This window comes from Nostoc sp. (genome assembly GCF_036919595.1).
Taxonomy (GTDB): domain Bacteria; phylum Cyanobacteriota; class Cyanobacteriia; order Cyanobacteriales; family Nostocaceae; genus Nostoc.
In genome coordinates, this window is sequence record NZ_JBALCO010000002.1 from 1 (window position 1) to 13,571 (window position 13,571).

At 42.4% G+C, this 13,571-nt stretch carries 11 protein-coding genes and 1 other RNA gene; 5 read left to right on the forward strand and 7 right to left on the reverse strand.

The window, feature by feature from the left end:
- Positions 1-329: 329 nt before the first annotated feature.
- Positions 330-5,318 (reverse strand): AAA family ATPase, encoded by a 4,989-nt coding sequence (locus V7K21_RS00030; RefSeq protein WP_335170805.1) that lies wholly within the window; start codon positions 5,316-5,318, stop codon positions 330-332.
- 181 nt (positions 5,319-5,499) lie between these two features.
- Between V7K21_RS00030 and V7K21_RS00035 the strand changes: the two genes are divergently transcribed.
- From V7K21_RS00035 to pstS, 3 genes are all read left to right on the forward strand, one after another.
- Positions 5,500-6,240 (forward strand): cytochrome c biogenesis protein CcdA, encoded by a 741-nt coding sequence (locus V7K21_RS00035; RefSeq protein WP_335170806.1) that lies wholly within the window; start codon positions 5,500-5,502, stop codon positions 6,238-6,240.
- Between the two features lie 66 nt (positions 6,241-6,306).
- Entirely contained in the window at positions 6,307-7,704 is a 1,398-nt protein-coding gene (locus V7K21_RS00040) for a cytochrome c biogenesis protein (RefSeq protein ID WP_335170807.1), read from the forward strand.
- Between the two features lie 207 nt (positions 7,705-7,911).
- Complete coding sequence (gene pstS, locus V7K21_RS00045) at positions 7,912-8,991, forward strand: phosphate ABC transporter substrate-binding protein PstS (protein ID WP_335170808.1); 1,080 nt, start codon at positions 7,912-7,914, stop codon at positions 8,989-8,991.
- 18 nt (positions 8,992-9,009) lie between these two features.
- Here the strand turns inward: pstS and queF are convergent, their stop codons facing one another.
- The 6 genes from queF to V7K21_RS00075 all read right to left on the reverse strand — a co-directional run bounded on the left by queF (position 9,010) and on the right by V7K21_RS00075 (position 11,393).
- A complete protein-coding gene (gene queF, locus V7K21_RS00050; RefSeq protein WP_335170810.1) occupies positions 9,010-9,420 on the reverse strand; it encodes a preQ(1) synthase in 411 nt (136 codons plus the stop codon).
- A gap of 80 nt (positions 9,421-9,500) precedes the next feature.
- On the reverse strand, positions 9,501-9,899 hold the full coding sequence (locus V7K21_RS00055; protein ID WP_335170811.1) for a hypothetical protein: 399 nt from the start codon (positions 9,897-9,899) through the stop codon (positions 9,501-9,503).
- A gap of 147 nt (positions 9,900-10,046) precedes the next feature.
- On the reverse strand, positions 10,047-10,430 hold the full coding sequence (locus tag V7K21_RS00060) for a phasin family protein (protein ID WP_335170812.1): 384 nt from the start codon (positions 10,428-10,430) through the stop codon (positions 10,047-10,049).
- Between the two features lie 25 nt (positions 10,431-10,455).
- Positions 10,456-10,552: signal recognition particle sRNA small type (gene ffs, locus V7K21_RS00065), an RNA gene on the reverse strand.
- 37 nt (positions 10,553-10,589) lie between these two features.
- Complete coding sequence (locus tag V7K21_RS00070) at positions 10,590-10,856, reverse strand: YciI family protein (RefSeq protein ID WP_298908409.1); 267 nt, start codon at positions 10,854-10,856, stop codon at positions 10,590-10,592.
- Between the two features lie 201 nt (positions 10,857-11,057).
- A complete protein-coding gene (locus tag V7K21_RS00075; RefSeq protein ID WP_335170813.1) occupies positions 11,058-11,393 on the reverse strand; it encodes a KGK domain-containing protein in 336 nt (111 codons plus the stop codon).
- 104 nt (positions 11,394-11,497) lie between these two features.
- Here V7K21_RS00075 and V7K21_RS00080 point away from each other — a divergent pair, with 104 nt between their 5' ends.
- Both V7K21_RS00080 and V7K21_RS00085 read left to right on the forward strand, forming a co-directional pair.
- The gene (locus tag V7K21_RS00080; protein WP_335170814.1) at positions 11,498-12,049 is read left to right on the forward strand and encodes a 2'-5' RNA ligase family protein; all 552 of its coding nucleotides are present in this window, start codon (positions 11,498-11,500) and stop codon (positions 12,047-12,049) included.
- A 64-nt stretch (positions 12,050-12,113) separates the two neighbouring features.
- Entirely contained in the window at positions 12,114-13,343 is a 1,230-nt protein-coding gene (locus V7K21_RS00085; RefSeq protein WP_335170815.1) for an ABC transporter substrate-binding protein, read from the forward strand.
- Positions 13,344-13,571: the final 228 nt, after the last annotated feature.

Genomic DNA, 13,571 nt, shown 5'->3' on the forward strand with positions numbered 1-13,571 from the left:
AATCCCGTAAATGAGGCACAAGACATCCATGCCTCTGACTCTACCATCAATGTGTATTTTCTCCGGTAACCTTTGCGAACCCCATGAACGGTTACGTTGTAACTGAGGTAGTAAATCTTTAAATACACGCTCAAATAACTTAGCAGGGAAAACTAAAAATCTTTCTGATAATGATTACTGATTGACAAAATTCGCGTTTTTCTAACCTCTCACGAATGAACCTTAACTGAACCGTATTGAAATTTAAGGGACTTCCAGTTAAAAAAACATCCCATCGTAGGGGCGCAAGGCCAAGATCCCCTACAAATGTACAAATAATTTGGGATAATTTATTTTTTGTCAGTCCCTAATAACACGATCGCCTTTACCAATTTCTGTGGATCTACAGGCTTGGAAATATGCTGTTGAAATCCGACAGCGATCGCTTGCTGCTGATCCATCTCACCAGCATAGGCAGTTAAGGCGATCGCTGGAATTGTCCCGCCTTGCTCTGGTTTTAGACTCCTCACCTGTCGCATCAGCATGTAACCATCCATTTCTGGCATCCCAATATCGCTGATGATCAGATTTGGTTGGGATTGACTCAGTGCAGTTAAAGCTGCAATGGCTGAGGTTACAGTGGTCACAGTTGCACCACACTGCTCTAGCATGAAGGACAAAAATTCTCGCATATCTGCATCATCATCCACCACGAGAATCTGTAAGCCAGACAAGGGTGAGGATTGATCTGCCAGAAGTGAGGAGTTATCTATTGTATCCTTGATTCCTTCGCTTTCATCCTGTAAGCATGGAAGTATGACGGTGAAAGTTGCTCCTTGTCCTTCGCCCAGGCTTTCTGCTTGAACAGTTCCCCCGTGAAGTTCTACAAGATGCCGGACGATCGCTAATCCTAAACCTAAACCGCCAAATTTTCGAGTTGTGGCACTATCTGCTTGACGGAAATAATCAAAGACATAAGCTAAGAACTCAGGTACAATCCCCTTCCCTGTGTCAGTTATGCAGATTTGTACCTCTAAGCCAACCTGCTCTAATTTAATTTTTACCTGTCCCCCAGTGGGAGTAAACTTAATGGCATTAGAAAGGATATTCCAAATGACTTGTTGCAATCGATTGGCATCGCCTAAAACTTGCCCGACACCAGATTCAAAAATTGTCTGAATCTCGATGGACTTGGCCTGTGCTGATAAACGCACTGTCTCGATCGCAGCTTCAATGACTGATACCAAATTAATCGGGTAGAAGTTGAGATTAAGTTTACCCTGAAGGATGCGGGAGACATCGAGCAAATCTTCAATCAATTGGGTTTGTAACTTGGCATTGCGCTCAATGGTTTCGAGGGCGCGATCGCTTGTTAATTGGTCAAGTTTGCGGGTTCGCATCAGTTTTGTCCAACCCAGAATTGGGTTAAGCGGTGTTCTCAGTTCATGGGACAGCACAGCTAGAAATTCATCTTTAATGCGGTTTGCTGATTCAGCAGCGTTTCGTGCCGTTCGTTCGGCTTCGTAAAGATGGGCGCGAGCGATCGCTTGGGCGCATTGTTGAGCAACAGCCAAGATAAACGCTTGATCTTCTCCACTAAGTAGTTGAGGCTGGGCAAATCGCAAAGTTATACCTCCAACTGCCCAACCTTCTACCATCAATGGAATACAAATCCAGGGATCAATGTCATATTGGGCGTAAATTTCAGCTAGATGAGGGTAACGAGCTATCTGATTTTGTCTCGCTTGTCCCCAAATCGGTTGCCCAGTCCGCACGGCTTCTGCTAAAGGAGAGGGTGAATCTATGGCAAAATGCCGCCAAGTGTCCAGCAAATCTTGGTTATAGCCAACCGCACGCACAATTTCCAGTTCAGTTTTGTTTTCATTCAGCAAAGCGACGAGGGCTGAACTAGCTCCCAAGGCAGCCATGCTCTGCTCGACAATGACTTCAGACACTTGAGCTGGTGTCAGCGATTCTGAAAGGGCAGCTGTGATCGACTGGAGACGGGCAATTCGCTCTAATGCTCGCTCTGCTGTTGTTTGTGCTTGCTGCGCTTCTTGGTAAAGGCGGGCATTATCGATGGCGATCGCAGATCGATGGGCAACATCTTCTGCCAGTGACAAGTCAGCTATGCTGTAACGACGTTCTGATTCAGCAGTCACAAAGGAAATTACACCAAAAATTCTTTCACGTGCCATCAAGGGCAAGATTATACATGACTTTAAACCAAGTTCACGCAGAATTCGCAGATGTTCTGGATCTTGGATAGCTGTTGCTAGGGCTGCATCTGAAATTTCAGTTACCATTTTTACAAGTCCTGTACACAGCACCTTAGCTACACCTTCAGACGCATCCAAATCTCTGGGATAACGCTGATAGAGTTCCCAGGCTTTCACTTTCTCTGGATCTCGGTAGGCAACTGCTACTTGATTAATTGCTTGATTGTCTTGCAGGAGATCAACACTGCACCAATCGGCAAAGTAAGGCACAACCAGGTTTGCCACGCTTGTTAGCGTGCTTTCGTAATCGAGGGAAGAGGCGAGTGTTGCACTGACTTGAGCCATAAACGCTGCTCGTTGCTGATCGGCTTCTGCTTCCAGACGGGCGGTTTGCTCTTGAATCAGTTGAATACGTTTGGCTTCAGATTGTTTGCGATCGGTGATATCAAGCACAATACCACTCATATGTGTGGCTTTTCCTGCCATCTGGCTTTTTTCAACTGCGATCAGCGCTTCGCTGCTGCGCTTCGCGATCGCAGCTTGCACTTGCTCATTTGGATCAGGGAATGTCACCCCAAAAAGTTTTAACGCTTCTAATCCCAGTGTCAGCGCCTCTTCATACCTACCTACAACTTGGTAGAGTCGAATTTGCAGCATATATATGTTGGCTTTTTCCACATGAGATTCTGCTTTGAGGAATAGTAGCTCAAATAATTCTTCCGCTGGCTCTAAATTCCCTGTTAAAAATTCACACTCAGCCTGTTCTTTAAATAGAGTAAATGTTTGCTCATATTGTTGAATCCAGGCATTCTCAGCTAAAAGATTCATGGCAACGCTAAAAAATCTTTTAGCAAGAGTGTAGGCTGTGGAGGCTTTTGCCTTCTTACCAGCGATTAAATTCAATCGTACCAATTCATCTTTTTCTGTCTGTTCACTAATCAGATTCACAGCGAGATTGAGTTGATTGACTAAATCAAAAATTTGCTCTGTCACTTGTTCAGGACTAGCATTTTTGAGCAAAAGTCGCCCAATTGTCAGATGAACTGCTGACTTTGATTCATCGGCAATTAAGGCGTAAGCAGCTTGTTTAACTCGATCATGGTAGAAACGATAGTTTTTCTGGGTACTTTCATCTGACTCAATGGGGATAATTAATCCTCTTAAAATTGCTTCAACAAGTGCGTTTGCCGTTTCTTGAATAGATTGTTCACCAATGATCGCTAAAACTTCTAAATCAAAGCGATTACCAATACAGGAGGCTAACTTCAGCACCTGTTGAGTTGGGGGTGGCAGTTTTTGCATCCGCCCAATCATCAAACTGACAATATTATCTGTAATGCCTTGGGCTTCAATCTGAGCTAGATTCCATTGCCAAACACCATGTTGGCGATCAAAATTCAGCAGATTTTCTTGATGCAGTGTTTTTAGAAATTCATTTACAAAAAAAGGATTACCGTCAGTTTTTTGGATAATTAATTGAGCAAGAGGTTCTACTCGTTCTGCTGAACTGTGCAATGTATCAGTAATCAACTGATTTACACAAATAAGATTCAAGGGGGTCAGTATAATTTCAGTTATTTTTGCTCCATACTGGTGAATTTTCTCCATCATCAAATTGAAGGGATGCACAACATCTATTTCGTTATCTCGATAGGCCAGAATGAAGCAGAGATACTGAATAGTAGAGCCAGTAATAATAGTTTGAATTAAATTTAAAGTAGCGCTGTCTGCCCACTGCATATCATCTAAGAAAACAGTGAGTGGATGCTCTTTTTGAGCAAAGACGCTGATAAAGTTATGAAACACCAAGTTGAATCGATTTTGAGATTCAGCAGGCCCCAATTCTGGTATATGAGACTGTTCTCCGATGATTAGTTTAAGTTCTGGAATTAGATCAGCAATTAGTCTACCATTGTTCCCTAATGCTGCTTGTATTCGCTTTTTCCAGGGAGCAAGTTTATCTTCAGGCTCAGTTAAAATTTGCCGAACAAGTGTTTGAAAAGCTTGAACAATAGTGGAATAAGGAATATCTCGTTTGTACTCATCAAACTTACCATAGATAAAAACCCCGTGTTCTTTGACAATGGGCTTGTGAATCTCTTTCACCAGAGAAGATTTCCCAACCCCAGCATAGCCAGAGACAAACACAATCTCTGGTTTTCCTTGGCTAACAACTCGCTCAAATGCTTGGAGAAGCTTGGCAATTTCTTGTTCTCGTCCATACAATTTCTGGGGAATTTGAAAGCGCTCTGAGATATCTTGCTCACCCAAAACAAAGGATTGGATTTCTGTAGTTGTCTGCAATTGCTCTAAGCACCGTTCCAGATCAAATTGCAGACCTAAAGCGCTCTGATATCTCTGTTCTGCAACCTTGGACAGCAATTTTATGATGATGTCACAAAGCATTTCGGGAATATCAGAGTTTAGCTTTTTCGGGGATGGCGGAGATTTGGCGATATGACAATGCACCCACTCTAAGGGGTCTTTGCCTTGAAACGGTAGCTCACCTGTGAGCATTTCATAGAAGGTGACTCCCAGTGAATACAAATCGCTGCGATGGTCAATCCCTCGATTCATCCGCCCGGTTTGCTCAGGTGACAGATATGGTAGACTGCCTTCAATGCGACTGGAACTGCTAACCCTTTTCTGCTCATAGGGAATGAAAGCAGCAATTCTAAAATCGGCAATTTTGACCTGATTAGTTTCGAGGTTAACTAAAATATTTTGTGGCTTAATATCTTTGTGAACAATGTGATGGCTGTGAATTTGTGCAAGTCTGCTGGTGATTTCAATAGCAATCTTCAAAAATGGAACAGGCTGTTGAAATTGGTCTAGCAATAGGTCAAGCGATCGCCCCCCAAAATCCTCCATAATTAGATAAGGGATTCCCTGGTGCATCTCTAAGGCGTAGGCTTTGACTGCTGCTGCAATGTTTAACCTTTGAGCGATCGCATACTCATGTTTAAGTTGCTCAATATTATCGGGTATACACTGTTCTGGACGTAGCCCTTTGATAATTACCGGACACTGATCTTTAACCTTAATTCCACGGTATATGACTGCTTTTACCCCTGCTTTTAACAAAGCGACAATTTGAAATCCAGGTAATGCAATCATCATGCCAAATACTCCAGGCGTACTTCTTCAGGGATAATCCGAGCTTAATTGTATTTTAAATACATTTCCTTGGGCAGATGAAATTTAGATGATATCAGGTTGGAATAATTATTTCTGCTGACTTACAAACAAGAAATGAGCTAAAATTCAAGCATAGTAAGCATTTCCCGCTCATAAACTTCCCATGCTTGATAACCTGCAAACCCAAATTTACCAACTAGAACAATTTGCCAACAGCCTCGTTTCTAACCAACTGACACACCTGAGTGTGGCGAGTATTGGTATCATCTTTGCAGCTGGCTTGCTCACCAGTATCACACCCTGTATGCTTTCTATGCTGCCAATTACCATTGGTTACATCGGTGGTTATGAGGCCAAAAGCCGTTTGCAAGCAGCTGCTCAATCAACTTGGTTTGCTTTCGGATTAGCAACTACATTGGCAGGATTAGGCGTTCTAGCAGCTTTGGTGGGAAAAGTCTACGGTCAAGTGGGAATTGGTTTGCCGATTATCGTCAGCATTATCGCCATTCTCATGGGGCTGAACTTACTGGAAGCACTACCTCTGCAATTTCCATCCTTGGGTGAAACGAATTGGATTTCGCCAGATTTACCAGCAGGATTGCGTTCCTATTTGCTGGGGCTGACTTTCGGCTTAGTCGCATCCCCTTGTAGCACACCTGTTTTAGCTAGCTTACTAGGTTGGATTGCCAATACACAAGACTTAATTTTAGGCGCTGTTTTGCTACTTTCTTACACAGGCGGTTATGTAGCACCATTGATTTTGGCGGGTACTTTTACAGCTTCAATTAAAAAGTTACTGGAATTGCGTCGCTGGTCTGGTTGGATTAACCCAGTCAGCGGGGCGCTGTTGGTAGGATTCGGTGTATTTTCCTTAATTTCTCGGATTCCCATTGGCAGTTTTTAATTTCAATCCTTGATAGTGCATGATTCAGATTTATATTATCAATACATTTGTAAAGTTTTACACATAATGACTAGAGAAGATTCAGCGGACAAAGAATTAAAATGGTGGGCAGTACCTGGGCAATTCTTACGGCAGGAGCTTTTGCCTGTACTGACCAACTTACGACTAGCGATCGCACTACTACTATTGATTGCAATCTTTAGTTCCACCGGAACTGTAATTGAGCAAGGTCGCTCACCCGCATTCTACCAGGCTAACTACCCAGAACATCCAGCTTTATTTGGTTTCTTAACTTGGAAGGTAATTCAGGTAGTTGGGTTAGACCACGTATATCGTACCTGGTGGTTTCTAGCATTACTCATCTTATTTGGCACTAGCTTAACTGCTTGTTCTTTTACTCGTCAGTTACCAGCCTTAAAAGCTGCCCAGCGCTGGAAATATTACGAAGAACCACGGCAATTTCAAAAGTTAGCTTTGAGTGCAGAACTAGATACTGGTTCTCTAAATTCTTTGTGCGAAATATTACAGAAGCGCCGCTATAAAATCTTTCCAGATCAAGAAAAAGAAAATCTTCTCTATGCCCGCAAGGGAATAGTCGGACGCATCGGCCCAATTATCGTTCATATTGGCATCGTAGCTATTCTGCTAGGCGGAATTTGGGGGGCGATGACTGGGTTTCTTGCTCAGGAAATGGTTGCCAGTGGTGATACATTTCAGGTGAGAAATATTGTAGATGCTGGCCCTTTAGCAGCCCAAGTCCCGAAAGATTGGTCTGTGCGAGTCAATCGTTTTTGGATTGACTACACTCCATCTGGCGGCATTGATCAATTTTATTCGGATATGTCTGTCTTGAATAATCAGGGAAAGGAAGTTGAGCACAAGAAGATTTTTGTCAACGAGCCTCTGCGCTATCATGGCGTCACTTTCTACCAAACTGATTGGGGAATTGCAGCTGTTCGCGTCCAATTTAACAACAGTCCGATTTTTCAGCTACCGATGGCGCAATTGAACACGAACGGTAACGGGCGCATTTGGGGAACGTGGGTTCCGACTAAACCTGATTTGAGTGAGGGTGTCTCCCTGTTAGCCAAAGACTTGCAAGGGATGGTATTGATTTATGATCCCACTGGCAAACTCGTTGATACTGTCCGCGCTGGGATGTCCACTCAAGTCAATGGCGTGAAGCTGAAAATTCTGGATGTGATTGGTAGCACTGGCTTACAAATTAAAGCCGACCCAGGCATACCAATTGTTTACTCAGGGTTTGGCTTGCTAATGCTGGGTGTGGTGATGAGTTACTTTTCCCACTCGCAAATATGGGCATTGCAAAAAGGCGATCGCTTGTATGTGGGTGGTAAAACTAATCGCGCCCAAGTTGCTTTTGAACAAGAGGTTTTGGAGATTTTAGATCGGCTGAGTTCACAGCCAAAAGGTGAGGAGAAAGAGACGCCAATTAAAGTTTAAAAGTAAAGCGGTGCAAAGTAAATCGTAGACAAACGCAGAGCATAAGTGATAACTTTGTATACCTTTGCGTGAACCTTTGCGCCCCTACCCTGCGGGAAGGCGAAGCGCCTATGCGTTTCAAAGTTATTTACAATTAATTACCCCTACATAGCTACAAATTGAAAAATTATTAAAGGTGTTTATTAAACATTGGAACAAAAGATTTCTATGTCTGCTCAAGTTCAATCCAAGGGACGCGTTTACCTTCTACCCCTAATCGCTGTTTCGTTAAGTATTGCTTCTTGTACTGGGGATCATAGAAACATCAAGCATATTTCTATCGTTGGTGCTGGGGCAAGTTTTCCCGCGCCTTTGTACGAGCGCTGGCTTTCAGATTACAACCAGAAAAATCCCAATGTGGAAATTAACTATCAAGCTATAGGGAGCAGTGCTGGAGTGCAACAACTCATTGAAGGTACTGTGGACTTTGCAGCTAGTGATGTGGGAATTACAAGTGAACAAGCAGCCAAGATAAAACGGGGAGTAATTGCTTTGCCAATAACTGCCGGTTCTATTGTACTGGCTTATAACCTCAGACAATTTGCACAACAGTCGCCTCAAGTCAATGTGCCAACTACTCTAAGGCTACCACGCCAAGTTTACGTAGATATCTTTCTTGGAAAAATTACGAATTGGAATCATCCTAGAATAGCCGCAGCTAATCCAGGAGTAAGTTTGCCTGATTTACCGATTCAAGTCGTACACCGAACTGATGGGAGTGGGGCTACGAGCGTGTTAACGCAACACCTAAGTGCTATAAGTCCAGAATGGAAAAGGAAACTTGGGGCTGGTAAAGCTGTAGCATGGCAAGTGGGAATTGGTGGAAAGGGTAACGAAGGTGTTACCGCCCTGATTCAACAGATACCAGGAGCTATTGGCTATGTAGAGTACGTTTACGCCAAACAAAATAAACTTCCTGTGGCTGCTTTAGAAAATAAATCTGGTAATTATATTACGCCGACACCAAAATCTGTAGCTCAAACTTTAGAAAAAGTGAAATTACCCGCCAATAATTTGATTGCTTTTATCACCGATCCTACAGATGCCCAGTCTTATCCCGTCGTCACTTACAGCTGGCTTTTAACTTATCATCAATATCCAAACCGAGTCAAAGCTCAAGTGCTGAAAAAGTTTGTTGATTGGGTTGTGATTGAGGGGCAAAAATCCAGTTTGGAACTCGGATATATTCCTTTGTCTAAAAAAGTTGTGCTTCAAGTGCAATCTGCTGTCAATAAAATTGCTGAATAACGCTAATCAGTGATGATATTACTTTTGGTGACGCACTTCAACCACAGTATGTACATTACCGCGAGGCGTAAAATCTGCTTTCACCGTGACTTCCAACGGATTACAAGCAGCTACAAAATCATCCAAAATTTGATTGGCAGATTCTTCGTGAGAAATGTAGCGATCGCGGTAACTGTTAATATAAAGTTTGAGTGCCTTCAATTCCACTACCCGCTCATCAGGCACATAGGTAACGTAAATTGTTGCAAAGTCAGGATAGCCGGAAAACGGACATTTACAAGTAAATTCCGGCAAAGTAATATTAATGTCATATCGCCTACCCACACGCGGATTCGGAAAGGTAATTAGTTTACCTTCGGCAATGTCGCGTTCGCCATACTTCATTTCTAGGCTTGCCTGGGATACAGTTTCAGGTAAGGAATTACTCATAAGTTATTAAATATGATTATTTGCTAGTTTGGGTAAACGAGAAAATGGAGAGACTAATAAATCGTAAATCCTTACTCAGTTCAATACTCTTCCTTCTCCCAGTCTGGACAATTCTCATCTTCACAACCGTGGGGATGCATGGCACAAACTAATAAATTACCACCATAAACCTGACCGTGGTAGTGAGTACAACCGATGCAGGCAGGATTTTTTTCGGCTGTGGGTTCAACTGAATAAGGAAAGCCCGGATCTACATCTGTTACAATCTCTTCCAGTTCCCAGTAAGCTTCCAACATTGGTTCAGCCAAATCCTGTAAATACTGATCGACTTCAGTGACAATGTTAGGGACTTGCTCGGTGATTTCTTCCGTTAACTCAAAAAAAGCGTCTACCATTTCACTCATTCCTAGGAAGAAACGCTCTACTTCATCAGCCACTGTTTCGACGATTTCTGCTAAATCTTTTTGCCACTGTTCCATAAACTTGACATCCTTACAGGCTATAAACAGGACGGTTTGTATTATCTGGCTGTAAGCACTAGAGTACACATTAAGCAATGTATCTTACTCAAGTTTCTATCTGAAGTACCACTTATTACTAATATTTCGATCAAAGAATATTTTTTATTAATCGCGTTGCAATCGTTTTAACTCATTTTGCAGGTCTAGCACTTCTTGGCGTAATTTATCCACATTCTGATCACTTGCTCCCTCTTTCACCGTTGGTTCTTCATCTTCCTCTAAAATTTCAATGCGGCGAGGTTCAGAAGGGGGTGTTTCCGGTGAGGTTTCGCCAGATGCTTGGGCCTGTTGGGCTTGCTTCATCATATCTTCAACGAAGCGGCGGGCTTCTTCTGTGTTCATTTCGCCCTTTGCCACCATTTCATCTGCCAGTTTTTGGACTTGCGATCGCACTTGGGCTAATTTCCCCCCTGCTTTCTCACCTGCGTAAGAAGCTAATCCAACACCGAGGTAAAAAGCTTTTTGAACAATATCTCCAAAACCAGCCATTGTTGCTGAACGCTCCTAAAAATAGGGCGACCCGGAGACTACGCCTATCACAAGCCTCCCGTGTTGCTGCTACCTTCCGGTTCTGACAAGATTTGGGTGTTGCAATCGCATAGATCCAGGTCTTCTAAAAGCATAACATTAAAAGTCAGTAAGTGTGTGTTATTCCATAACAATTCGCCATTCGTAAAGCTGATAGTTGACGCAGCCATGTTGCACCAATGGGTCATCAGCTACAATTGCTTCTGCTTCCTCCTTTGAGGCTGCCTCAAACAGCAACATCCCGCCTCTTTGCTCTGCCCAGTAGCCTGTTCGCGCTTTGTGTCCTTTAGCAATCAAGTCCTGAATGTAGGCTTTGTGAGCAGGTACATATTGGTCAAAGGTAGGTTTATCGACTTTGCCTTCTTCAATTTTCACAAACCACGGCATTTACTTCTTAACTCCAGTTGCAACAGACATCCTGCTTAAGTTATTACTATTTTTGAGTAGCATTTGAGTAGCAATATACACGAACTATAGTAATTTACTGAAGATTTAAAGGTCAAGACGAATAAAGCCATCCTACCTGCTCTGGCAAGGACGGCTTTCTCATGGATATATCGCCTACTGCTAGCGACGCATCTGTGACTATTAAACCTCTAAGTGCGATCTCAGATCATCCAGGGGAGATGTCGAGTTAATGGGAATCAGTGGTTTTGTTGGTGTCGGCTTGTCAGGAACAAATTCAAAGCGAATTCGGATTTTACCTTTCTGCCAGCCGCCACCCTGAGTTAGTAAAACTTTACAGTTCACGCCATTTGCAGCCCAGCCTTTAGCCTCATCCTCTTCTAACCTGGTCTTCTGAAATACCAAATTCGCCACAGTCTCCATTAATTCTTCACCTGTCAATGTTGAAGCCTCAGCAAAGTTAGCATCCTGAGCTATAGAAACAACATCCTCATCGGACAGAATAATTTGATCGCTCATTTAGTTTTCTCTTTCGTTAAGACAACATGGCGGATCAAGCGTCAACTCGCTCCACCTTCTCTAAGTTTTCCCACTGACTACCAATTACTAAGGAATAAAATTAGATGAGCCGTTTTTTTGTCGCTCTTTTACCACCGCAAGACATTCAAGACTATGCCAACCAGATTAAGCAGTACTTTGCTGATCACTATGCTAGTAGCGGGGCGCTAAAGTCTCCGCCTCATATTACCCTGCAACCGCCCTTTGAATGGGCAGATGCTAACTTGCCACTGCTAGAAGCATCCTTGAAGGAGTTTGCTAGTGAACAACAGCCAGTAGCAATTACACTCAGGGGGTTTGATGCTTTTGTACCTCGTGTCATATACATCAATGTAGTCAGAAGTCAAGAACTTTTGACTTTGCAAGCTGATTTAATGGTTTATACAGAAAGCAACTTGGGAATTGTTGACAAGGTTTCTAAAACCCGCCCTTTTGCGCCCCACATGACGGTTGCGTTTCGGGATTTAACAAAGCAAAACTTTAAAGCTGCTTGGCCAGAGTTTGAAAAGCGTCAGTTGCATTTTGAGTTTACTGCCGACAAACTAACGCTACTGCTTCACGACGGTAAGCGCTGGAATATTAAATCTGAGTTTGGTTTTTTGCCTACTGAACAATGAGTAATATATTACTCAGATATTTTCTACCCAGTATCATCTTAATAAACATCATGGTCATGTATTTATGAAAAAAGCGCTTACACATCAAACTGCCTTACTATTTACATGCTCTATGCTGCTGGTAGCTTGTGGTAAAAGTGGTAGTAATGATGCAAATTCCGCAAATAATCCAACAGCGATAATAGGTGTAACTAATGCTATTCCTATCGGTATCGCCTTTGCACAAACGAGCAATGTAGCATTACTTGGTCAAGAGGGAACTGATGGAGTAAAAATTGCCCAGAAGTATTTTAATGACAAAGGAGGTATCAATGGTAGACCAATTAAATTAGTCTATCAAGATACTGGTGGCGATGAAGTTGGAGCCATTAACGCTTTTCAAACTTTAATTAGTAAAGATAAAGTTGTTGGCATTGTTGGCCCTACTTTATCACAACAAGCTTTTAGCGCTGATCCCGTAGCAGAACGCAATCAAGTCCCAGTTGTTGGAGCATCAAACACTGCTAAAGGCATTCCCGAAATTGGTGATTATGTAACTCGTGTTTCTTCATCTGTTGCTGTCGTCGCTCCTTATTCGGTGAAAGCTGCACTAAAGCAAAATCCTAATCTTAAAAGAGTAGCTGTATTCTACGCTCAAAATGACGCTTTCAATAAGTCGGAAACAGAAATTTTCCAGAAAACAGTTAGAAATTTAGGATTAGATTTAGTCACAGTCCAAAAGTTTCAAACTACAGATACCGACTTTCAAGCTCAAGCCAGCAGTGCTATGAATTTAAAACCAGATTTAGCGATTATATCCGGGTTAGCTGTAGATGGAGGTAATTTAGTTAAACAATTACGAGAACTTGGTTATAAAGGAATAATTGTTGGTGGCAATGGTTTTAACACATCCCATATATTTTCTGTGTGCAGAGCGCTTTGTGATGGCGTGATTGTGGCTCAAGCTTATAGCCCTGTGTATGCCAGTGAAATTAACACAGCATTTCGCAAAGCCTACCTTGAACAATATCATAGAGAACCACCCCAAGTAAGTGCTCAAGCTTTTGCTGCCTTACAGGTATATGTAGAAACTCTTCAATCTTTAGATAAAAAAAGCAACATTAACAAATTGACACTGCCACAGTTGCGTACAGAATTGAATAAAGAGTTACTAAGAGGAAAATATCAAACTCCTCTCGGTGAAATTACTTTTACACCAGTAGGTGATGTAATTCAAAAAGAGTTTTACGTTGCACAACTCAAGATGGAACCAAACGGTATCAATGGTAAGTTTTCTTTTTTAAGAGCTAATTAGAGTGCCAATATCGGTTGTACTTAACAATACTTTTGTCTCAAGCTTGCATTTCTTGTTATTTGACTACCATAGCATTTGTTAACACACTTTTTATCGTGTCCCTTGAATATCGCGGTTTCATTGCTTTTAGTGACTGATTGTAACTGCCCAGGTAGGAATGTCAGGAATATTCCCATGAGGGAAGAAAGATGGTAGTGTTCAAGCATGAATCCAGAAGAAAAAGATCAA